Source organism: Massilia scottii, assembly GCF_030846495.1.
In the GTDB taxonomy this organism is placed as follows: Bacteria; Pseudomonadota; Gammaproteobacteria; order Burkholderiales; family Burkholderiaceae_D; genus Telluria_A; species Telluria_A violaceinigra.
The window spans coordinates 15,175-38,490 of sequence record NZ_JAVCWM010000021.1; the positions used below are offsets into that span (position 1 = coordinate 15,175).

At 68.7% G+C, this 23,316-nt stretch carries 15 protein-coding genes; 10 read left to right on the forward strand and 5 right to left on the reverse strand.

Annotation, left to right across the window (positions count from 1 at the left end):
- Positions 1–20 precede the first annotated feature (20 nt).
- The 10 genes from RBA41_RS24205 to RBA41_RS24250 all read left to right on the forward strand — a co-directional run bounded on the left by RBA41_RS24205 (position 21) and on the right by RBA41_RS24250 (position 17,480).
- The gene (locus RBA41_RS24205; RefSeq protein ID WP_306626796.1) at positions 21–5,660 is read left to right on the forward strand and encodes an alpha-2-macroglobulin family protein; all 5,640 of its coding nucleotides are present in this window, start codon (positions 21–23) and stop codon (positions 5,658–5,660) included.
- Entirely contained in the window at positions 5,660–7,744 is a 2,085-nt protein-coding gene (gene pbpC, locus RBA41_RS24210; RefSeq protein WP_306626797.1) for a penicillin-binding protein 1C, read from the forward strand. Before RBA41_RS24205 ends, pbpC begins: the two co-directional genes overlap by 1 nt.
- A 120-nt stretch (positions 7,745–7,864) precedes the next feature.
- Positions 7,865–8,986, forward strand: coding sequence for an AAA family ATPase (locus RBA41_RS24215; RefSeq protein WP_306626798.1), 1,122 nt, complete (start codon positions 7,865–7,867; stop codon positions 8,984–8,986).
- On the forward strand, positions 8,986–9,405 hold the full coding sequence (locus RBA41_RS24220) for a bpX5 domain-containing protein (protein WP_306626799.1): 420 nt from the start codon (positions 8,986–8,988) through the stop codon (positions 9,403–9,405). Before RBA41_RS24215 ends, RBA41_RS24220 begins: the two co-directional genes overlap by 1 nt.
- Positions 9,405–11,204: a hypothetical protein gene (locus RBA41_RS24225; RefSeq protein ID WP_306626800.1), complete on the forward strand. Its 1,800-nt coding sequence runs from the start codon at positions 9,405–9,407 to the stop codon at positions 11,202–11,204. The genes RBA41_RS24220 and RBA41_RS24225 overlap by 1 nt, the downstream gene beginning before the upstream one ends.
- Positions 11,201–12,985 (forward strand): hypothetical protein, encoded by a 1,785-nt coding sequence (locus RBA41_RS24230; protein WP_306626801.1) that lies wholly within the window; start codon positions 11,201–11,203, stop codon positions 12,983–12,985. The genes RBA41_RS24225 and RBA41_RS24230 overlap by 4 nt, the downstream gene beginning before the upstream one ends.
- Complete coding sequence (locus RBA41_RS24235) at positions 12,975–15,632, forward strand: bpX6 domain-containing protein (protein ID WP_306626802.1); 2,658 nt, start codon at positions 12,975–12,977, stop codon at positions 15,630–15,632. The genes RBA41_RS24230 and RBA41_RS24235 overlap by 11 nt, the downstream gene beginning before the upstream one ends.
- 216 nt (positions 15,633–15,848) lie before the next feature.
- Positions 15,849–16,382 carry a DUF805 domain-containing protein gene (locus RBA41_RS24240; RefSeq protein ID WP_306626803.1) on the forward strand — a complete coding sequence of 178 codons (534 nt, stop codon included), beginning with the start codon at positions 15,849–15,851 and terminating at the stop codon, positions 16,380–16,382.
- 37 nt (positions 16,383–16,419) lie between these two features.
- Positions 16,420–16,998 (forward strand): DUF805 domain-containing protein, encoded by a 579-nt coding sequence (locus RBA41_RS24245; RefSeq protein ID WP_306626804.1) that lies wholly within the window; start codon positions 16,420–16,422, stop codon positions 16,996–16,998.
- Complete coding sequence (locus RBA41_RS24250; RefSeq protein WP_306626805.1) at positions 16,995–17,480, forward strand: DUF805 domain-containing protein; 486 nt, start codon at positions 16,995–16,997, stop codon at positions 17,478–17,480. The genes RBA41_RS24245 and RBA41_RS24250 overlap by 4 nt, the downstream gene beginning before the upstream one ends.
- A 23-nt stretch (positions 17,481–17,503) precedes the next feature.
- Here RBA41_RS24250 and RBA41_RS24255 read toward each other — a convergent pair whose 3' ends face one another.
- The 5 genes from RBA41_RS24255 to RBA41_RS24275 are packed head-to-tail and all read right to left on the reverse strand — an operon-like array spanning position 17,504 to position 23,312.
- Positions 17,504–17,896 carry a VOC family protein gene (locus tag RBA41_RS24255; RefSeq protein WP_306626806.1) on the reverse strand — a complete coding sequence of 131 codons (393 nt, stop codon included), beginning with the start codon at positions 17,894–17,896 and terminating at the stop codon, positions 17,504–17,506.
- Positions 17,897–17,956: 60 nt separating this feature from the next.
- Positions 17,957–19,273 carry a DUF58 domain-containing protein gene (locus RBA41_RS24260; RefSeq protein WP_306626807.1) on the reverse strand — a complete coding sequence of 439 codons (1,317 nt, stop codon included), beginning with the start codon at positions 19,271–19,273 and terminating at the stop codon, positions 17,957–17,959.
- Positions 19,266–20,270, reverse strand: coding sequence for an AAA family ATPase (locus RBA41_RS24265; RefSeq protein ID WP_306626808.1), 1,005 nt, complete (start codon positions 20,268–20,270; stop codon positions 19,266–19,268). Before RBA41_RS24265 ends, RBA41_RS24260 begins: the two co-directional genes overlap by 8 nt.
- Positions 20,260–21,690, reverse strand: coding sequence for a DUF4350 domain-containing protein (locus RBA41_RS24270; RefSeq protein WP_306626809.1), 1,431 nt, complete (start codon positions 21,688–21,690; stop codon positions 20,260–20,262). The genes RBA41_RS24265 and RBA41_RS24270 overlap by 11 nt, the downstream gene beginning before the upstream one ends.
- On the reverse strand, positions 21,687–23,312 hold the full coding sequence (locus tag RBA41_RS24275) for a hypothetical protein (RefSeq protein ID WP_306626810.1): 1,626 nt from the start codon (positions 23,310–23,312) through the stop codon (positions 21,687–21,689). Before RBA41_RS24275 ends, RBA41_RS24270 begins: the two co-directional genes overlap by 4 nt.
- Positions 23,313–23,316 lie beyond the last annotated feature (4 nt).

Consider the following 23,316-nt stretch of genomic DNA (forward strand, 5'->3'; position numbering starts at 1 on the left):
CCGCCCTTCCTGGAGAAACCATGCGCGCCCCGTCCAAACGATTGATCCTGCTGCCTCTGGCCTGCCTGTCGCTGGCGGCGCAGGCGCAGACCACCATCGAAGCGTTCGCGCCCACCGGCCCGGTGAAAGCGGTGCGCCAGGTGACGGCGCGCTTCAGCGCCCCCATGGTGGCCTTCGGCGACCAGCGCCTGGGCGATCCGTTCGCCATCGATTGCGCGGAGCCGGGCAGCGGGCGCTGGATCGACGCGCGCATCTGGAGCTACGATTTCGCGCGCGATGTGCCGCCCGGCGTGCGCTGCAGCTTCACCCTCAAGGCCGACACGCGCGACCTGGCGGCCCAGCCCCTGGCCGGCACGGCGCGCTTCGCTTTTGAAACCGGCGGGCCAAGCGTGCGCGAAAGCAGCCCGCGCCAGGGCAACCGGGTCGACGAGCAGCAGGTTTTCGTGCTGGCGCTCGACGCGCCGGCGCGCCCGGCCAGCATCGCCGCCAAGGCGTACTGCGGCGTGGAAGGCATCAACGAACGGATCGGCGTGCGCGTGCTGGCCGGGGCCGAACGCGACCAGGTACTGGCCGCGCGCAAAAGCTATGTGGACCGCTATATCAAGGACTACGTGCAGCGCGGCGGCACGGCGCCCAAGGGCAAGGACGACTTGCCGCTGGCGCTGGTGCAATGCAAGCGCAGCCTGCCGGCCGGGGCTAGCGTGTCGCTGGTCTGGGCCGCCGGCATCGAGGGCCTGGGCGGCGTGGCCTCCAGTGCCGACCAGGCGCTCGGCTTTACCACCCGGCGCGACTTTACCGCGCACTTCAGCTGCGATTACCTGACCGCCAAGGGGCCGTGCATTCCGCTCACGCCGCTGCGCCTGTCCTTCACCGAACCGGTCACGCGCGCCGAGGCCGACAAAATCACGCTCACCGGCGCCGACGGAAAACAGTATCGTCCCACCTGGGATGGCGACACGGCGCGCGGCGCCCCGGTCAGCAACGTGTACTTCCGCGGCCCGTTCGCCGAGAAAAGCAGCCTGCAACTGGCGCTGCCGCCGACGATGAAGGACGACGCCGGCCGCGCCCTGGTCAACCAGGGCCAGTTCCCGATGACGATCGCGATCGATACGCTGCCGCCGCTACTCAAGTTCCCGGCCCGTTTCGGCATCATCGAAGCGCGCACCGAGCGCCTGCTGCCGGTCACGGTGCGCAACATCGAAGCCAGGCTGTCCGGAAAACTGCGCAGCGCCGGTGCCATGCTGCGCGTCGACGTGCAGGGCGAGCGCCAGGACCTCGACGTGATGGCGTGGATGAAGCGCCTGGCCGGCAACGGCTGGCAGGTCGGCGAACTGTCGGGCGACGAGTTGAAAAAATCGGTCTTCGCCGGCCTGAAAAGCGGCAAGCCGGAGCCGTTTTCCTTGCCGGCGCCGGGCGGCGGACGTGCGTTCGAGGTGATCGGCATCCCGCTGCCCAAGCCGGGTTTTTACGTCGTCGAACTGGAAAGCCCCAAGCTGGGCGTGGCCCTGTTCGATGCAAAAAACACCAGGGCCTACGTCAGTGCGGCCGCCCTGGTGACCAATATGGCGGCCCACTTCAAGCATGGCGCCGATTCGTCGCTGGTGTGGGTCACCTCGCTCGACAAGGGCCGTCCGGTGCCCAAGGCGGCCGTCGCGGTGCGCGATTGCAACGGGAAACTGCTGTGGCAGGGCGTGGCCGACGCCAGCGGCGTGGCACGCATCGACAAGCCGCTTTCGCGCGGCGTCTGCAAAGGCAACAACAGCCTGTTCATCAGCGCCCGCAGCGGCGCCGATTACACCTTCACCCTGTCGAACTGGCAGAACGGGATCGAATCGTGGCGCTTCAACCTGCCGTTCAACCCCTCGCAGAGCACCACCATCGTCGCCACCGTATTCGACCGCACCTTGCTGCGCGCCGGCGAAACGGTGCACATGAAGCACTTCCTGCGCCGCCACGCTTCGCGCGGCATCGAGTTTGAATCCAAAGGCCCCGAAGCGCGCGCCACCACCGTGACCATCGCGCACCAGGGCGGCGACGGCAGCTACGAGCTGCCGCTGCGCTGGAACGCCACCGGCACCGCCGATAACGAGTGGGTCATTCCCGCCGGCGCCAAACTGGGGGTGTACGAGGTCAAGATCGCGGGCCAGCTGGCCGGCACCTTCCGCGTCGAGCAGTTCCGCGTGCCGACCATGAAGGCGCTGCTGAACGGCCCGGCCACGCCGCTGATCGGCGCCACCTCGTTCGATCTCGATTTGCAGGTCGGCTACCTGGCCGGCGGCGTGGCCGGCAAGGCGCCGGTCAAGCTGCGCACCCTGACCGAGGAAAAGGTGGTCTGGTTCGAAGGCTACGACGACTATAACCTGGGCGCCGGCGACGTGCGCGAAGGCGTGCAGCACGAAGCCGGCTACGACGAGGATGCCGCTGACGACGACGCCGAAGGCGCGGTCAAGGCCGCCGACATCCGTACCCGCGCGCTGGTGCTCGACAAGGCCGGCGGCGCGCGCGTGAAGATCGACCAGCTGCCCGTGGGCGACCGCGCGCGCGACCTGGTGGCCGAAGTGTCCTACCAGGACGCCAACGGCGAGACCCTGTCGTCGTCGACCCGGATCGCGCTGTGGCCGTCGTCGTACGTGGTCGGCATCAAGCCGGACGACTGGAACGACAGCAAGGACAGCGTCGCCTTCGAGGTGGTGGTGCTCGGCGTCGACGGCAAGCCGGCGGCCAATGCCGCGGTCGACGTCGACCTGTTCCAGCGCCTGAACTATTCCCACCGGCGGCGCCTGATCGGCGGCTTTTACGCTTACGAGAACAGCAGCGAAATTACGCGCATCGGGCCGGCCTGCCAGGGCCGCACCAACGCCAGGGGCCTGCTGCGCTGCACGGTCAAGACATCGGCGGACGGCAACCTGGTGCTGCGCGCGCGCGTCGTCGACGGCCAGCAGCGCGCCGCCGTCAGCCAGCGCGACGTGTGGGTGGCCGGCGGCGGCGAATGGTGGTACCGGGCCGGCGATAACGACCGCATCGATTTGCTGCCATCGGCCAAACGCTACGAACCGGGCCAGGATGCCACCTTCCAGGTGCGCAGCCCGTTCCGCGACGCCACCGTGCTGATCACGGTCGAACGCGAGGGCATCCTCGACACCTACGTGCGGCGCCTGGATGGCAAGGAGCCGGCCTTCACCATCCCCATGCTGGGCAAGTACGCGCCCAATGTGTTCGTGTCGGCGATGGTGGTGCGCGGCCGCGTGGCCGGCGTGCAGCCCACCGCCATGGTCGATCTGGGCAAACCGTCCTACAAGCTCGGCATCGCGCCGGTGAAAGTGGGCTGGAGCGCGCACGAACTGAAGGTGCTTGTGTCCACCGACAAGCAGGATTACAAGGTGCGCGAGAAAGGCACCGTGACCCTGAAAGTCACGCGCGCCGATGGCTCGCCGGCGCCTGCCGGCACCGAAGTGGCGCTGGCGGCGGTCGATACGGGCCTGCTCGAACTGATGCCCAACAATAGCTGGCGTTTGCTCAACGCGATGATGCAGGAACGCGTGCTGCAGGTGGAAACCTCGACCGCGCAGATGCAGGTGGTCGGCAAGCGCCACTTCGGGCGCAAGGCGCTGCCGGCCGGCGGTGGCGGCGGCAAGGGCAGCCGCGAGCTGTTCGACACGCTGCTGTTGTGGAAACCGCGCGTTGTCCTCGACGCGAAGGGCGAGGCGCGCGTGCCGCTTGCTCTGAACGACACGCTCACGTCGTTTCGCATCGTGGCCGTGGCCAGCGGCGGCAGCGGCATGTTCGGCACCGGCTCGACCGAGATCCGCAGCAGCCAGGACCTGATCGTGGTGCCGGGCTTGCCGTCGGTAGTGCGTGCGGGTGACCGCCTGCGCGCCGGCTTCACCTTGCGTAACACGACCGACGCCGCGTTGACGGTCGATTTCGGCGCCAGCGTGGCTGCCGACGGCGGCGCCGCCAAGGCGCTGGCGCGCCAGAGCCTGACCCTGGCCGCCGGTCAGGCGCAGGAAGCCGGCTGGGATTATCAGGTGCCGGCCGGCGCCAGTGCGCTCGCGTGGACCATCGACGCCCGCAGCACCGGTGGTGCCGACCAGCTGCGCGTGAGCCAGAAGGTGCTGCCGGCAGTCCCGGTGCGCACCGTCCAGTCCACCCTGGTGCGCCTGGACCAGCCGCAAACGCTGAAAGTACAGTCGCCGCCGGACGCCTTGCTTGGTCAGGGCGGCGTGCGCGCGACCTTCGTGGCGCGCCTGGGCGAGAGCCTGCCCGCCGTGCGCGATTACATGAGCGCCTACCAGTACCGCGGCGTCGAGCAGGATGTCTCGCGCGCCGTGGCCCTGCGCGACGCGGCTCTGTGGAACAAGCTGGCGGCGGCCTTGCCGTCACAGCTCGATGCCGATGGCCTGGCCAAGTACTACCCAACCCAGACCCAGGGCAGCGACAGCCTGACCGCCTACCTGCTGTCGGTCAGCGCCGAAGCCGGCCTGCCGATCGCGCCGGCGCTCAGGGAACGCATGGAAGAGGGCTTGCGCCAGTTCGTCCAGGGACGCGTGGTGCGCAGCGCGCGCACGGCCCGCGTCGATACCGCGGTGCGCAAGATCGCCGCGCTGGAGGCGCTGTCGCGCACGCGCCCGGTGGCGCCCGAGCTGCTCGAATCGTTCACCATCGAACCGAACCAGTGGCCGACGTCGGCCGTCATCGACTGGTACCTGATCCTGCAGCGCAGCCCCGCGCTGGCGCAGCGCGACGCCAAACTGGCGCAACTGCAGCAGGTGCTGCGCGCGCGCCTGAACCTGCAGGGTGCGAGCCTGTCGTTTTCGACCGAAAAGAATGACAACTGGTGGTGGATCATGGCCTCGCCCGACACCAACGCCAACCGCCTGCTGCTGGCCGTAATCGACGATGCGGCCTGGCAGGGCGACATGGGACGCCTCGCGCGCGGCACCCTGGGGCGCCAGCAGAAAGGGCGCTGGGGTTCGACCCTGGCCAACGCCTGGGGCGTGCTGGCGCTGGAGAAGTTCTCGCGCAAGTTCGAGCCGGACGCGGTCGACGGCAGCAGCAGTGCGCGCCTCGGCAACACCGTCAAGGAAGCCAACTGGAACGCGCGCGGCGTCTCCGTGATCAACCACCCGTGGGGCGCGGGCCAGCAGGATCTGCTCCTGTCCCACAACGGCGGCGGCAAACCATGGGCCATCGTGCAAAGCCTGGCCGCGGTCGAACTCAAGGCCCCGCTGGCGAACGGCTACCGGATCGTCAAGACCATCACGCCGCTCGAACAGAAGGTCAAAGGCGCCTGGTCGCGCGGCGACAGCTACCGCGTGCGGCTCGACATCGAAGCCCAGGCCGACATGACCTGGGTGGCGCTGGACGACCCGATTCCGGCCAGCGCCACGCTGCTCGGCAACGGCCTGGGACGCGATGCCCAGACCTTGCCCGCCGCCGAAAGCCCGAGCGCGTCGTTGCAGCCGGTGTTCGAGGAACGCACCTTCGACGCCTTCCGCGCGTATTACGACTTTGTCCCGAAAGGCAAATGGAGTATCGGCTACACGGTGCGGCTGAATAACCAGGGCCGCTTCAACCTGCCGCCGACCCGGGTCGAAGCGCTGTACAGCCCCGAACTGGCGGGTGAATTGCCCAACGCGGCGGTCGAGGTGGGGCGCTGATGCGACGCATCGCCGCGCTGCTGTTGCTGGCGTGCGCCAACGCGCTGGCCGTGCCCACGCCCGAGCAGGTGAAGGCGGCTTACCGCTCGTCGGACGCCGAACTGCTCGACCGCCACGGCGTGCCGATCCAGTCGCTGCGCACCGACATGACGCTGCGGCGCGCGCCGTGGGTGGGCCTGGCCGATATTTCGCCAGCCATGCGCCTGGCGCTGGTGCACGCCGAAGACCGCCGCTTCATGCAGCACGACGGAGTGGACGTGGGCGCGCTCGGCAAGGCCGCCTGGGACAACCTGCTGCGCACCCGTGCGCGCGGCGCGTCGACCATCACGATGCAGCTTGCGGCGCTGCTCGACGAACGCCTGCGCGCCAGCGCGGGCGGTCGCAGCTGGGGCCAGAAATGGGACCAGGCCAGGGCCGCGCGCGAGCTGGAATCCGGCTGGAGCAAGGCCCAGATCATGGAAGCCTACCTGAACCTGGTGCCGTTTCGCGGCGAGCTGCAAGGCATCGGCGCGGCCTCCCGCGGGCTGTTCGGCAAGGCGCCGTCGGGACTGAACCAGGCCGAGTCGGCGATCCTGGCGAGCCTGTTGCGCGCGCCGTCGGCGGCGCCGCGCGTGGTGGCGCAGCGCGCCTGCGTGCTGGCCAAAGAAATCAACCCGGCCGCCAGTTGCGCCGGCATCGAATGGGACGTGGCGGCGGCGTTGACCCGCTCGGCTGTCGGCGCACCGCAAGCGCAGGCGCCGCAGGTAGCCCAGCGCCTGCTCAAGGGCGCGGCGCGCCAGGTGCGCAGCACGCTCGACGCGGCCTTGCAGCGCCAGGCCCAGGACAGCCTGCGCCAGCATCTGGCGGCCCTGCGCGAGCGCAACGTGACGCAAGGCGCGCTGGTGGTGCTCGATAACGACAGCGGCGAGATCGTCGCTTACGTAGCCAATGGCGGCGCCAGTGAAGTCGACGGCGTGCTGGCGCTGCGCCAGGCCGGCTCCACCCTCAAACCCTTCCTGTACCAACTGGCGATGGAACGCGGCTGGATCACGGCCGCCTCGCTGCAGGACGACTCGCCGCTCGAAATCGCCACCGCCGCCGGGCCTTACGTGCCGCAGAATTACGACCGCCAGTTCAAGGGCTGGGTCAGCACCCGCACCAGCCTTGCCAGTTCGCTCAACGTGCCCGCGGTGCGCATGCTCCAGCTCACGGGACTGGAGCGCTTTCACGGCCGCCTGCGCGCGCTCGGCATGGCCAGCCTCTCGGAGCCGGCCGAGTTTTACGGCTATTCGCTGGCGCTGGGGTCGGGCGACGTGTCGCTGCTCGAACTGGCCAACGCCTACCGCACGCTGGCCAATGGCGGCCTGCATGGCGGCGTCACCTTGCAGGCGCGCGCGGCGCAAACCAAGACACGGGTGCTCGATGCGCGGACGAGTTTCATCATCGGCGATATCTTGTCGGACCGGGCCGCGCGCAGCCTCACCTTCGGCTTGCGCAACGAACTGGCCACCGCATTCTGGAGCGCGGTCAAGACCGGCACCAGCAAGGACATGCGCGACAACTGGTGCGTCGGCTATTCGGAAAAATACACGGTGGCGGTCTGGGTCGGCAATTTCGACGGCAGCCCGATGTGGGACGTATCCGGCGTGACCGGGGCGGCCCCGGTGTGGCGCGACGTGATGGACTTCCTGCACCGGCAAACGCCGAGCCGCGCCCCGGCCGCGCCGCCAGGGCTGGTGCAGCAGGTGGTCGGCTACCAGCCGGCGTTCGAGGCGCCGCGCAGGGAGTGGTTCGTGCGCGGCACCGAAAGCGCGCAGGTGACGCTCTTGGGGGCGGAGCAGCGCCGCGCCGCCATTCTGTATCCCGGCCAGGCCAGCGTGATCGCCATCGATCCGGATATTCCGGCGGGGCGGGAGCGGGTGGTGTTCCGCGCCCAGGGTGCGGCCGGGCTGGCGTGGCGGCTCGATGGCGTGGCGCTGGGCGCGGCCAGCGCGGGTCACGCCTGGCAGCCGGTGGCGGGCGAGCATGAACTGGCGCTGGTGGACGCGCAGGACAAGGTGGTGGCAACCACCCGCTTCAGCGTGCGCGGCAGTCGGGCAAATTAGTGCCGTAAAACAACAAACTTGCCGTGGGGCGTTTGGTATAATTGCAACTCTTAAATCTAGGCAACAAAAGTTCCTGCAGCACCGACGCGTGCACGAGCCCAGCCGCCCAACCACACGCCCATGAGCACCCCAGTCAACCAAGCCGCAGCCAGCCTGCGCGACGCCATCCGCGAAGCGGCCGATGGCCTGATCAACCGCGAACATCTGGCCGAACTGATGATCCTGGCCGCCGTGGCGCAGGAACACCTGCTGGTGATTGGCCCGCCGGGCACCGCCAAGAGCGCCGTGGTGCGCCGTGTGGCCCAGAGCCTGGGCGGACGCTATTTCGAATACCTGCTGGGGCGCTTTACCGAGCCGTCGGAGCTGTTCGGCGCGGTCAACCTGGGCAAGCTGCGCGAGGGTCTGGTCGAAACGGACGTCAGCGGCATGCTGCCCGAGGCCGACATCGCCTTTCTCGATGAAGTGTTCCTCGGCTCGACCGCCATCCTGAACACGCTGCTGGGGGTGCTCAACGAGCGCCAGTTCCGCCGTGGCCATACCAACATCGCCTGTCCGCTGCGCCTGTGCGTGGCGGCCTCGAACGCGCTGCCGGACGACGACAGCCTGTCCGCCTTTGCCGACCGCTTTTTGCTGCACGTGTTCGTCGACGCTGTGCCCGACGCGCGCCTGGAAGACCTGCTGGCCGGCGGCTGGGCGGTCGGCCAGCGCCATGTCGGCGTGCGCGCCGACATGGCGACCCTGGACGCGCTGCACGCAGCGGTGCCGAATGTGGATATGGGGACGGTGCGCGCCGACCTGGCGCACGCGATCCGGCAGTTGCGCAAGGCGCAGATCAACTTGTCGGACCGGCGCATCGTCAAGGCCCAGCAACTGATCGCGGCGGCCGCCGTGCTGGCCGGGCGCAATGTCGCTACCCGCGCCGACCTGTGGCCGCTGGTGTACGTGGTGCCAAGCGCCGCCGGCCAGCAAAGCGCGCGCGAAACCCTGCGCGAGCTGCTGGCCGAGGCGCGCCATCCGCTCTTGCAGGCCGTGGTGGAAACGGCCGTGCAGCAGCCGCTGGCCCGCATCGCGCGCCTGGCCGAAACGGCCGACCGGCTGCTCGGCGCCGCGCGCGGCGAGACCTTTCGCGGCGAAGCCGAAGCGCTGCTGCGCGAAATCGACGCCAATTTCGGCAAGGACAGCCTGCCGCCGGAACTGTCGGCGCGCCGCGCGCAGCTGGTGGTGGCCGTGCAGTCAGCCTGATGAACGCGCTGGGATGGATCGCGCGGCCCGGCGCCGCGCCGGAGCCGGGCGGGCAGGTGTCGCAAGGGATGGTGATGCGCCAGGTGCTGGCACGCCTGGCCCTGTGCAGCGACGCCCAGCTGGACGCGCTGACGGCGGTCGCCACGCGCGACATGCTGGTGCTGCTCGGACGCGGCGCGGCGCTGCCGTGGGTCGACGGCGCGCGCTACTGCGCCCCGGACCCGCTCCAGCGCATGCTGTGGCTGCCCACCGACGTGGTGCCGCAACTGCCGCTCGACCTGGTGCTGGCCAACCTGTCCGCGCGCGGCGCCAGCCTGCCTTTCCTGCTGTGGAACGATCCTGAACAAGTGCTGCCCATCGGCCAGCCGATCGCGGTCAACCGCGCCAGCCTGGCGTGGCTCGGCCAGGAACTCGAATAATGACGCTGCCGCCGCAACTGGCGCCATGGAGCGAATGGCTGGCGCTGGTGCCGCTCGAGATGGCCGAGCCGCTCGGCCAGATGCTGCTGCGCCTGCAGCCCCTGGTCGGCCGCATGACGGGCGTGGCCGCGAGTCCGGATACCATTCCGGTGGGGGCGGGCAGCATCGCGCGGCGCGGGCCGTACCAGCGGCTGCTGCTGAGCGAATGGGCGGTGCTTGACGCCGCGCCGGACGAATTCATCCGCCGCGCGTCCGCTAATGAACTGCTGTTTTCGGCGCCCGAGCCGCAGGTGCAGCGCCGTGCGCGCCTGTGCGTGGCACTGTTCGACGCCGGCCCGGAGCAGCTGGGCGAGCCGCGTCTGGTGCAGATGGCGCTGATGATCCTGCTGGCGCGCCGCGCCGGGGAGGCTGGCGCCGATTTCCAGTGGGGCGTCCTGCAAGCGCCGCCCACGCTGCATGCCAAGTCGCGCAAACTGCGCGCATGGCTGGACGCGCGCACGCTCACGCGGGTCGACGCGGCTCACCTGAAGCGCTGGAACGAGGAGCTTGGCTCGCTCGGCGAGACGGACGAAGTGTGGCAGATCGGGGCGTCCGGCTGCGGCGCGCTGGCGCGTACCGGCGCGCGCGTGAACATCGAAGCGCCGCTGTTCGATGCGGGCCTGAAGGTGAGCATCACGCAGCGCCGCGCGACCCGTGAACTGCTGCTGGAGTTGCCGGCGCCCGGCATCGGCGCGCGCTTGCTGCGCCATCCGTTCGATCCTCCGCCGCAAGGGAAACGCCGGGTGGACGATATGTTGTCGCTGAAGCAGGCACCGGTGTTCGGCTTGTCCGGCACCTGGCTCGCCGCAGCCAGGGAAAAGGGTGGCGTCGTGCTGCATCATGTGCCGGCTTCCGCTGCGGCGCAGCCGGGCAAACCGCGCCGCTACCACGCCAAGCCGCGCGCGTCTGTTTTGGGTGTCGTCCTCGCTGGCAAAATGCCCGCCATGGTTGAAATATCGGGTAGTTCCCTGACGTTTGTGCGTTTTCCCGGCAGGGAATTCGGTCCTCCGCGCACCGTCATGCGTCGACGTCCGGACCAGTTCCGGATGCCGTCAGAGACCGGGTGCTGGCTGCCGACGTTTTTCCTGATCGATTACTCGCGCAGCAGTGTCGGTGCGCGCGTGTTCATGCGCGATCTCGGCGGGAAGCTGGGGTGTTGGACGGCTTGCTCGCCGGAGCACTTGGGCCGCACCCGCTTTCATCAAGTGGATGAGGGGGTGACAGGCGCCATCCAGTACGATCGCACGCTGCTCTACGCCACCAGTGCGGCGAACCGCACCACGATATATGCCATCGGTGCCAAGGAGGAGGAACCGACTGAGATCGCCGAGTTTCCAATGGAAGCCATGCGTGTGCTGTTCGGCGCGCCGGCGCCAGCACGGCAGCGCGCGAGCTGGCTGTATGCCTTGCAGCGCAGCGACCAGCACTGGCTGCTGGTCGACGACAACTTCAAGGTGACTATCCCACTCATGATCAACGACGGGGCCACGGTGATGGGCGTGGCGCGCATGGCGCCGCAAGCTTGCACCACACCGGCGCTGCTGGTGCTCAGCGCCGACCGCCGCACGGTGGACCTGCGTAGCGCAAGCGGGAACCAGGTGGTCCTGCAGTCCGAACAGCCGATTGCCCAGCTGGTGCTCGACCCCACGGGCGAGCGTCTGTGCTGGCTGACCGATAGCCGCGAATTGAGCGTGCGCGCATTGCATGGCAGCGAGGTGTTGCTGCATGTGGCATCAGCGCCAGAGCGGGGCGCCGCATGATGCTGCCGCCGCAACTGGCGCCGTGGAGCGCGTGGCTCTCGCTGCTGCCGTTCGACCTGGTGGCGCCGCTCGGGCAGATGCTGCTGCGCCTGCAGCCTTTGGTGGGCCGCATGGCGGGCGTGGCGGCCAGTGCGGACGATATCCCCGCCGGCGTGGGCAGCATTGCCCGGCGCGGTCCCTACGAGCGTCTGCTGCTAAGCGAATGGGGAGTGCTTGATGTCGCGCCGGACGAATTCATCCGCCGGGCGGCCTCCAACGAGCTGCTGTTTTCCGCGCCCGAGCCGCAAGTGCAGCGCCGCGCGCGCGTGTGCGTGGCGCTGTTCGACGCCGGCCCCGAGCAACTGGGCGAACCGCGCCTGGTGCAGATGGCGCTGTTCATCCTGCTGGCGCGGCGCGCGCAGCTCGACGGCGCCAGCTTCGAATGGGGCATCCTGCAAACACCCGGGCCGCTGCACGCCGACTGCGACCAGCCGGCCCTGGACCGCTTGATGAACGCGCGCACCGTGGCGCGTGTCGGCAGCGCCGAGCGCGATGGCTGGAATCGCTACTTGGCCCAGGTCGACCTGCTGGCCGACATATGGCAGATCGACGGCCCCGGCGCCGGCGTGTTGCACCGGATGACGGCGCGCGCCAGCATCGAACAGCCGCTGCTCGACGAGCGCCTGCAGGTGACCATTACGCAGCAGGGCAGGGCGCGCCAGCTGATGCTGGACTTGCCCGATCCGGCCAGCGCGGTGCGCCTGATGCGCCATCCGGGAAATGCGCGGCTGGACAAAATGCGCGACCGCATTGGTGGGCACGATACGCCCTCGCTCAAGCATCCACCGATTTTTTTGCTGGGCGGCCACAGCGTCGTCACGGCCCGCGCCGATGGCGGCTGTCTGCATTTTCAGGTGGCCGATGGCGCGCGCGAGGGGCCTATCGCTCCACGTCGGCAACGTCGTCCAAAAAAGGGAAGCGTGATCGGCCTGACCGCCTTGGGTTGCACTGTTTCTTGCTCTAAACATAGGGTGTGGTTCAACCAGTTTTACGGTGCTTTTCACGCGCGCGAATGCCCGCTTCCGCCACCTGAACAATTCACGACGCCGCTTGGAACGGGACAGCGGCTACCGACGTTCCATATGAACACGCACGACACTGGCGGACGGGTTTTTGTCCTCGATGCGGTGGGCCGGCTGGTGTGCTGGAGCGCGGTCGGTACGGCCGATGCCAATACCGTCTTCGAGGTGATTGCCACTGGCGTGGTTGGTGTCGTCCAGACCCGCGACACGCTGGTATGGGCACGCATTGAAGACAGTTGTACGACCTTGGAGTGCTATCGCGACGGTGCTGTGAGCCCGCGCGAGGCATTCGTTTTTTCAGGGCTGTCGACGCGCGTGCTGTTCGGTGATATCGGCGTCGGCAAGGAGCCCCGGTTGTGGCGGATCGCTGCCGCGATCAAGGAAACAACGTGGCTGCTGGGGCAAGGGAAAGAGCAATGCAATGTCGAGATCGATGATGGCGCCACGGTGATTGGCGTCACCCGCAGCGAGCCGGCCGATTGGGCGGAACTGGCGCTGCTGGTGCTCGATCCGAGTCGGCGCTGCGTGGAGCTGCGTGGCGAAACAGAGCGCCGTGTGGTGCTTACGACCACGGCGCCGATTGCCCAAGTCACGCTGGACCCGGCCAGCGACCGGTTTTGCTGGATATTGAGCGGCACGCACGAGCTGTTCGTGCGCCACCTGCACGACGAACAAGCGCTGCTGCACGTCATACCCGATGGAGTACCCGATGCACCTTGAAATACGCCAACCCCTGTTCAGCGGCCGCCGCGAAGTGCGCGCACTGTGGTTCGACCTGGCCCTGCTGGGCGAAATCGAAGCGCGCCGGCGCGTGCTGGCGCACTGGCAGGCCGGCTCGCAACTGTTCCAGGCCTGCGGCGGCTTCCTGCTGGCTTGGCCCGCGCCGCGCTGGGAGCATGTTGACGCACTCGACGCGCTGGCCTTGTGCCAGGTCGGTGAAGTGCTCAGCAGCGCACCCCTGAGCGACGCCGAACTGGCCGCGCTGCCGGCCGGCGCGTACTGGCTGGTGCGCGCCGGCGTGGCGCAGGCGGCCGTGCCGGAGGCGCGCGTCGATCCGTCCCCGTGGCTGGCGCTTGGGTCGGTTGCGCTGCGCGTGCCGCTGGCACCGCCGCGCGCGCCGGCCCCGGAAGCCATGGCGCAGCCGATGTCGCTGCAAGAGGTGCTGGGCGCGGCCATGCCTGAGCGCAGCGCCGAGAGCATCGCCTTCCAGCGCGAGGCCGCACAGCCCATGCACGGCGCCCGGCGCGAGCGTAGCGCGCCGCTCGGCGTCGCCGTCGCCGATGCCGTCATCGGCTCGCTGGCACGCTGGTTCGGCGTGAAACCGGCTGCAGCCGGCGGTGAAACAGGGCAGGCGCGCCAGGCCCCGCCAGGCCCCTTATCGCGCCTGCTGTCCGACTGGGCGCTGCGGCTCGCGTCGGCGACCCGCTTGTCCAAGCTGCTGGGCCGGCGCCAGGCCGATTATCTGCAAAACATGCTGGACATGTTCGCCAACGGCGACCTGGCGCAAGCGCTGCGCCACGCGGTGCCGATCGACGCCATCGGCGGCGGGGCGGCACGCCCGGCGCTGGGCACGCCGCGCCCGCGCACCAGCCTGACCATCAGCGGTCCCAGCCCGGCCGCGCCGGCGATCGGCCTGGACAGCGATCTGTCGGCGCAGCTGCGCGCCACCTACCGGCGCAGCTTCGAGCAGCTCGACCGCGAGGGCCGCATCGACGAAGCCGTCTATGTACTGGCCGAGCTGCTGCAATGCGGCCTGGAAGCGGTGACCTACCTGGAAAAGAAGGAGCGCTATTTGCAGGCGGCGCAACTGGCCGCCACCGTGGAACTGGCGCCGGCGGTGGCGGTGCGCCTGTGGGTGCTGGCCGGCGACATCGAGCGCGCGGTCCAGGTGGCGCGCCTGCACAACGACTTCGACGCCGCCGTGCGCCTGCTGGAAAGCCGCAACAGCGAGCACGCGGCGCCGCTGCGGCGCCACTGGGCCGAATACCTGGCCGCGCGCGGCGACCTGGCCGAAGCGATCGATGCCATCTGGCCCTTGCCGCAGCATCACTCGCTGGCGCTGGCTTGCCTGGTGCAGGCTGAACGCAGTGGCGGCACCCTGGGAATGCAGGCGCTGGCGCGCAAACTGGCGCTGATGCCGGGCACACTGCGCAGCAGCGCGGCGGCCATCAACACGGTATTGACCGCGCCAGGCGAGGACGGCGTGCAGCTGCGCGCACGTCTGGCGATGGCGCTGCTCGACACCACGCCGGCGTCGGCGTCCTCCAAACGCGTGGCCGCGGCGCTGCTGCGCAAGGTGCTGCCGGACCGGATTGAAGGCTTGAGCCGGCTCGACAAGAAGGCGCTGGTGCAGCTGGCCGAGCTGGCCGGCAGCGCGGTGCTCAGCGCCGACCTGCCCGTGTTTTCAACCAGGCCCGACATCGACGTGATGCCGCTCAATGCGCGCGGCGAGCCGCTGGTCCTGAGCATGGACGAACGCGGCCTGATGCCGATCCAGTACGCGCGCAGCCTGCCGGACGGCCAGTACCTGCTGGCGTTGGGCGAAGGCGGCGTGGTGCGGATCGGGCGCGACGGGCGCCAGCTGGCCCACTATCCGGTGCCGGCCGAGCATCTGGTGATCTCGCACAATGGCAAGCGCGCGCTGGCCCTGGTCAAGCGCGACCGCAAATACCGGGTCAGCCGGCTCGACCTGATCAGCGGCAGCGTGTCGGACTGGCTGACGCTGGAACTGCAGCACTGGTCCGGCCAGTACGATGGGGTGTCCTGGAACGTGGCCATGGAGCGGCGCCTGGCGGTGCTCGACACCACCGCGCAGCATCAGAGTATCGTGTGGCAGGTCGCCAGCCTGCCCGGCGTGATCGACGGCTATGCCGACCGGGCCGGCGCGCTGACGATCCTGCTGCGGGTACCCGACGGGTTCGAGCAATGGTCGTACCAGCAGCCGGGCCGGCATCTGCGCCAGCGCGACTGGTGGAACGATATCGCCTGGAGCGAGGGCATGCGCATGCTTCCCGGCCCGTCGGGGGCGGCGCCGTTCCTGGTGAGCATCGACCGGGTTTCCGAGCAGATTCTGGTGAAGCAGCACGGCTTGCCGGCGCTGCCGCCGGTCGCGCTGGGATTGAGCGCGCCGTCCAAGGTACTTATCGACGGCAAATGGCTGGTCCTCGTCGGCGAGGAGGAAAGGTCGATGTGCTGCCGCATCGTCAGTTTGAACGATGGCGTGGAGCGGGCGCGCATCGTGCTGCCGCAGCACAGTTCGGGGCGCTTCAGCTTTCACGACGGGCGCCTGCTGGTGTTCGACCAGGCTGGCCGCCTGATCGATGTGGATTGCGAGACCGGCGTGGCAAGCACCCTGTGCCTGAGTTAAGCTGATGCGCAGGGCACGGACCTTGCCGGATATTGATGAAGATGAAGATGGGCAATCCTTACCTGGCACCGCAGGCCGCCACGCCGCCGGCGCCGGGCGGGCCGCGCGATGCCTCACCCATCATTTTTTGGACTGAACAATGAACAATCCCTACGCGCCGCCGGGCGCCGACATGTTCCTCGCCGGGCCGGTGCAGGCGCGCTGCACGCCGGGCCGGTGCAGGCGCGCTGCACGCCGCGCCTGCTGGCCCTGCACGGGCGCATCGGGCGCGTGCGCTATCTGCTGTATGTGTCGCTGTTGACGAGCTTGCTGATCGCTGCCACCATGCTGATGGTGGCCGCACTGATGCCGATCGGCGCTCCGGTGAGCACGCTGGCGCTGCTGATGCTGATCCCCTTGCTGGGTATGCTGTGCGTGATGACGCGCCGGCGCCTGAATGACCTGGGGCATTCCGGCTGGTGGAGCGTGCTGGGTTTAATTCCGTTCGTCAATCTGGTGGCGGGCTTGTGGCCGCTGCTGGAGGCTGGCAACCCCGGCGAGAACGCCTACGGCTTGCCGCCGCCGTCCAACGGCTGGCAACTCGTGCTGGCAGCGTGCGTGATTCCGCTTGCCATGCTGCTGTCCTTGCCCACCTTTATGAAAATGCAGTACCGCTGGAGCACCATCGTCGCTGCCGCTTACTTTCCGATGGCGCTGCCAGGCATGCAGAACGGCGCTCCGCCGCCGCACCTGACGCCGATCTGGCGATGAGCGCAAGCGGGCCGACGACCATATTGATGGAGAATCGATGAATAATCCGTACGCCGCACCCGCCACCAACATGCTCGCGGCCATGCCGGTCGAACCAACGTACGTGCCGCGCATGCTGGCCACGACGGGACGCATCGGACGCGTGCGCTACCTGGTGTATCTGTCGCTGTCGACGGGCGTGCTGATGGCCGCCACTGCCCTGATGGTGGAGGGACTGATGAAAATCGGTCCGCTGGCAAGCATGCTGGCGCTGGTCATGGCCATCCCCTTGCTGGCCGTGATATTGGTCACGACCGGCCGTCGCATGAATGACATGGGCCATTCCGGCTGGTGGGGCTTGCTGCATCTGGTGCCGCTGGTAAATGTGCTGTTCTGGGTGCGGCCGGTGTTGGGACCGGGCGACGGCGGGGCGAACCAGTACGGCTTGCCGCCGGTACCCAACACCTGGCTGCTGGTAATTGCCGCCTGGGTGTTTCCGGTCGCCGTGTTTCTGACCTTGCCGACCTATTTGAAATTTCAGCAAAGGTGGATCAGTAGCGTGGTCACGGCGTATTACCACATACCGCTGCCGGGAACGCAGGGCGACGCAGCCGATGCCACGGGAGGAAAAAGATGAATAATCCCTACGCGCCGCCGGAATCGGACCTCACGCCGGTGCAAGAGCACGGCGACACCTATACGCCCACCTGGTTCGACGCACGCGGGCGCATCGGCCGCTTGCGGTACCTGGTGTATGCCACGGTGCCAGTCATCCTGGTGCTGGTGTCGCTCCTGGGTGGCGGGCGGGTCCTGGCCGAACGGCCCCTTGTGCTGGGCGTGCTGGCCATGTCGATGGGGCTTGCCTTGGCGGTCGTGCTGGCAGTGATGACGCTGCGGCGCCTGCGCGACCTGGCGCAGCCGGGGTGGTGGGCGCTGATTCTGCTGCTGGCGCCGATCAATCTGCTGCTGGTCGGGTTCCTGCTGGTGCGCCCGGGCGACGCGGGCCCGAACCGCTACGGGCCGCCACCGTCGGAAAACACGACGCTGGTGGCGGCCGGAACATGGATGGTCATGCTGATGGCGCTCACCGGGCTGGTGTGGGTGTTCGATATCGGCTGAGCCGGGGCGCCGGTCGCACCGGCTTATTCGGTCCGGTGAATCGCGCAGAGCTTGTTGCCGTCCGGATCACGCACATAAGCCAGGTTCATCGGGCCCAGGCTGGTGTCGCGCTGACCTGGCGGGTCTTCGCAGGCGTTGCCGCCAGCGCCTAGCGCCGTATCGTAAAATTTTTGCACTTGCTCCAGCGAGCCGCATTTGAAGGCGATGGTGCCGCCGTTCGCATGCGTCGCCGCTTCGCCGTTGATCGGCTCGGTGATGCAGAGGATGCTGCCGTCGTGCCGGTAAAACAGCCGGGCGTGGCCCGAATGGGCCTTGTTATACAGCGGTTCGCCGGCCCCGAGTGTTGCGAGCACGGCGTCATAGAACCGTTTCGACCGTTCGATGTCGTTTGAACCGATCATTACATGACTGAACATGTTTTCTCCGTTTTGTGCCCTGAAGGTTATCCGGGCTAACTGTCAATAAGAATGTAAAGCTTACAGCTGCCCGCTTTCCTTGATGTCGAGGTAGCGGTTCACCAGCGCCGTGCTGAGCTGCTCCGGCGTGATGTCGATCAGGCGCTCGGCGCGGATGCCCAGGCGCCGGATGGCCTCGCGCCGCTGCTGCAGGTAGTGCACCGTGGCGCTGTAGCGCAGGGCGCCGGGGAAGCTGTCGACCGCCTTGCTGCGCGCGCCGTCCATGACCTTTTCGCGCAGGCTGGCGCAGATCACCAGGTGCTTGCTCGACATCAGTTCGCACGCCGAGCGCAGCGCCGTGTCGTCTTCGTCGCGCAGGTTGGTGATGATGACGACGAAAGCGCGCTTGCTCAGGCGGTTGAGCAGGTTGGTGGCCGCCTGCAGGTAGTCGGGCGCCATTTCCGACGGTTGCACGTCGTACACCGCGCCCAGCAGGCGATCGAGCCCGTTGCGGCCCTTGAGCGGCGCCACCCAGCGGGTCTCGCCGCCGAAGGTCATCAGGCCGACCGCGTCGCCCTGTTTCTGCGCCAGGAAGCCGAGCGTGAGCACGGCGTTGAGCGCGTGGTCGAAGTGGGTGGTGGTGTCGTCGCGCGCCAGCATGCGGCGCCCGGTATCGAGCAGGAACACGACCTGCTGGTCGCGCTCTTCCTGATACTCGCGCGTGATCGGCTTCTGGCGCCGCGCGGTCGCTTTCCAGTCGATCGAGCGCATGCTGTCGCCGTCGCGGTATTCGCGCAGTTGGCGAAAGTCGGTGCCTTCGCCGCGGCGCCGCTTGCGGATGGCGCCGGCCGCCGGCGCGCGGCGGTCGGTCGCGCTCAGGGTGTGGCCGAGCAGCTTGGAAAAATCGGGGAAGACCTTGATGGTGCTCGGCGCGCCGATGCGATGCACGCGCTGCCACAGGCGCAGCGGCGAGCGCACGCGCAGGTGGGCCGGCCCGAAACCGGCCGGGCCGCGCTGGTCGGCGCACAGGCTGTAGCTGACGGCGGCATACGCGCCCGGCGCGATCTGGCTGCGGTGGCTCAGGCCTTCCATGGCCCAGGTGGCGGGATAGTCGTCGTACAGGTCGAGGGCGACGTGGCGAGCGCCCTCGTTGTGCAGCTTGAGCGTGACCTTGTTCCAGGTGCCGACCGGCCAGACGCCGGCCAGTTCGCGCTCGACCCGCAGCAGCGGCGCCTTGCGCGAGATCCAGGCGTCGACGCAGGCCACGGCCAGCGCGGCCAGGCCCGCCCCCTGCCACAGCGGCAGCAGCGCCTCGACGTGGCTGGCCGCCAGGCCAAGCACGGTCCACCCGCCGGCCACAAGCAGCAGGGTGCGCGACGGGGTCAGTACGTCAGCCACGCGGAGCGGCGACTTCTTCGATCAGGCCAAGCAGCAGTTCGTCGCTGCTCAGGCCATCGAGTTCGCTTTCGGGAGAGACGGCGATGCGGTGGCGCAGCACCGGCAGCGCGGCGGCCTTGATATCGTCCGGGGTCACGTAGTCGCGCCCCGACGTCAGCGCCATGGCGCGCGCCATGCGCACCAGCGCGATGCAGCCGCGCGGACCGGCGCCGATCGCAATGCCGGGCCAGTCGCGCGTGGCGCGCACCAGCCGCACGGCGTAGGCGCCAACGGCGTCGTCGACCCGGATGCGGGCCACCAGCTGCTGCAGCGCGACGATGGTTTCAGGCTTGACCAGGGTGGCCACCTGGCTCACTTCCAGGCCGTCGCCGACGCGGTCGCGCGTGACCATGCGCAGCATCTGCTCTTCTTCGTCGACGGTCGGATAATCGATGCGCACCTTGATCAGGAAGCGGTCCAGCTGCGCTTCCGGCAGCGGGTAGGTGCCTTCGTTTTCCAGCGGATTTTGGGTGGCCAGCACCATGAACGGCGGCGGCAGCTGGTGCGATTCGCCTTCGATCGTCACCTGGCGCTCCTGCATCACTTCGAGCAGCGAGGACTGGGTCTTGGCCGGGGCGCGGTTGATCTCGTCGGCCAGCAGCAGATGCGCGAACACGGGGCCGCGGCGCACGCTGAAGGACTGGCTTTTCATGTCGTAGACGGCGTGGCCCATGACGTCGGCCGGCATCAGGTCGGGTGTGAACTGGATGCGCGAAAAGTCGCCGGCGAAGGTCTTGGCCAGGGCCTTGACCAGCAAGGTCTTGCCCAGGCCCGGCACGCCTTCGATCAGCACGTGGCCGCCCGCGAGGCAGCAGGCCAAAACCTGGTCGACAACGGCCTGCTGGCCGATCACGGCGCTGCGGATTTCCTCGCGCATGCGCTGGACAATGCCGATCGCCTGGTTCAGGCGGTCGGCCGTGATGGCAGGGGCGGCGCTGGTGGCGGTGCTATCGTTCATAGTGATTTCTCAGTTCTTGAAGAGTGCGGATCTGACGGGTGAATCGGGTGACATGGCTGGCGGCGTCCTGCTGCAGCGCTTCGCTGACATCGGCATCTAGCAGCGAACAGTCGCGCGCCAGGGTCGCCCACAGCTGGGTTTCGGGCAAACGGAACAGGGCCGGGGCACGGCGCCGGATCAGGGCCAGCGTATCTTCGCGCGCGGCCTCGAGCAGCACCTGGCGCCCGCCATCGGCCTTCCACAGCCAGGCGCCGCTGGCGTCGATGTGTTCGAGCAGCGAACGCCGTTCGGCCTTGGGCGCGGGGATGATCGGGCCGAAACGGCGCACCGCGGCCCAGAACATGAGCGCCACGCCGACCGCAAGGCTGATCAGGAACAGGCTGTAATTGCGCCACAGGGCCTTGTACCAGGGCAGCACGTTCAGGTTGCGCACGATGGTGACGTGCCGGCCCGGCGTGAGCTCGGTCAGTGCCAGCAGAAGTTGGGCGTGGTCGCGCTCGTCGATCATGTAGTTGGTGAAGTAATCGTTGGTCACCAGGACGACCTGGCCCTTGCCCTCGCGGTAGACGCGCACGGCGCCGCCATCGTCGTCGCTCCAGAGCGGGGCGACGGCGTTGGGCAGGCTGACCAGTTCCATCTTGCCGCCGTCGAGTTCGAGCGGATAGCTCTTGCCCGGCAGGGTCAGGCGGCTGACGGTCTTGTCGCGCTCGCGCCGGGCCGCGGCGATCGCTTCCGGCTTGTCCTTGTCTTCCGCGGCCGGCTCGGTGCGGCATTCGCAGGCCTTGGCGTCGCGGCGCACGCGCGCGCCGAAGCGGTCGGTGAGCGGGTCGTTGTTGTGGCGGGCTTCGGCGGTGAAAAACGGCCGGGCGCGCGGCTCGGACGGAGCATGGTCTTCCTCTTCGTCCTCGTCCTCGTCCGCATCCTCCTTGGGCTTGTCTTCATCCTTGCCCTGCGCCCCGGCGGGAGCGGCGGCCGGCCTGGGCTCTTCGACTTCTTCTTCCTCGTCCTCGATCTCGTCGTCGTTCTCCTCGCTGGCCGGCTCCAGCGCGGCGAGCGCGGCTTTTTCGGCGGACGTCAGCGAGCGCGGTTCGGCAATCAGGGTATTACCGCGCCGCACCCAGTCGAGCATTTCCTGTGCCTGGCCCGGCAGCGCCGTGCCCGACGCGCCGCTGAGGATCATGGTGCCGCCGCCGACCTTGGGCAAGATCAGTTCGCCCAGCGAGCCGACGCTGCTGACGACCCGGCCGTTCTGTTGCAACAGGCGCGTGGCGGCCAGCATGCGATCCTTGCGCGCCGCCTCGGACATGGTGCGCCGCGATTCCCAGCGCAATTCCATCATGTCGTGCCACCACCAGGTGCCGAGGGCGCCCAGGGCCACCAGGGCCAGCACGGACAGGAAGCTTTTCAGGTTGTCGTTCATGCCGCCGTCTCCCGCAGTGCGCCGAACTGCGCATCCCATGCGGCGCAGCAGGCCATCAGGGTGTCGTCGTCCGGCCAGCGCGCGGCGTAGGCGCCGCCCAGCCACAGGGAGGTGGCGCTGATGGCCACTTCCAGGCGCGCTTGAGAGAGCTGCTGGCGCTGCGCGGCCTGGCGCGCCAGGCGCAGGCAGTCGCCTTCGGTATTACCCTGGCGCAGGGGCAGTGCATCTTCCGTGACCAGGCGCGACAGGGTGGCGCGGTACAGCAGGGCCAGGGCGGCGCGCCGCTCGCCGCGGGTCCACAGGGCGCGCACGTCGGCCGTCACATCGGGCGGCAGCGATTCGGCGCGGATGTTCAGGCCGCCGATTTCGGTGGCCACGCGCGCCTTGGCCGCGCGCTCGAAGGACGGGAAATGGTGGCGGTAGCGGTACAGCACCCAGGCCACGGCGCCGATGGCCGCCGCGATGAACAGCACCTTGAGGATGGCGGCGATCAGGTTCATGTCGGACGAGGAGCGTTTGCGCTCTTCCTTCTTGATTTCCTTCTTCTTGTCGCGCTCTTTCAGTTCCCAGCTTTCCACGCATTCGTAGCCGCGCAGGTCGGGGTCGGCATAGACCTGGTCGATCTGCTGGCGGATGCGCGCCTGCTCGGGGGCCTGCGCCGGACCGCGTTCGGGCAGGCGCATGCCCTTGGGCCGTTCGCATGGCGGGCGCGCCGGGGCCGGTGACGCCAGGGCACGCTTGCCGGGTGCGGCAGGCTCGGCCCAGACCGGCGCGGGAACGACCGCCAGCGCCAGCAGCATGCCGGCGCCGGCCAGCACCAGCAGCGCCGACACGGGCGCGGCGCTGCGCGCACGGGCCGCTTGCGGGCGCTTGATCTGGCGCAGCTTGATTTCGAGATCCCACGCTTCCATGCTGGCGCGGCGGTTCAGGTACAGGGTAAAGCAGCAGGCCGTGTAGACCGGCGCGATGAGCGCGATGGACAGGGCGAAGGCGCCCAGGGTGAGCAGCTCGGTCAGCACGTCGGGCGTGTCGCTGACCATATTGGCAAACAGGAGAAACGGATTGCCGATCTTGCCGTCCGCGGCAAAAATGCCGATGAAGCCGAGGGCGCCCAGCTGCAGCACCACTTCCAGGTGCGCGCAGACGACGCCGAACCAGACTGCCGACGAGGCGGTCCCATTCTTGCCGAGCGCGCTGCGGCGTGCGCTGGCGACCCCGCCGCGCGCACCTTCGAGCTGCCAGACCGGTTGCCACAGGCCGCGTCCGGCGCTGATCAGGCGGCCCCACGTAATCAGGCGGAACCAGCCGCCGCCGAGCTGGCCCGGCCAGGCGCGCACCGCTTCCTGCCAGGTGACGGCGGTGCCGAACACCTGGCGCGAGAGCACGTACAGGGGCGCGCGTTCGAGCAGGGGCTTGAACCACCAGGCCAGGATCAGCCAGGCCCAGGACAGTTCGGGCAGCCACACGGTCAGCGCGGCGCACACGGCGACCAGGGGCAGCCACAGCGCCAGGAACGCCATGTAGGCCGCGCCGGCGTGCGAGTGCAGCAGGCTGAACCCGAGGTCGAGCGCCTGGGCATTGGTGCGCGGGCGCAGTTCGATCTGCAGTTTGTCGATTTGCATGGCG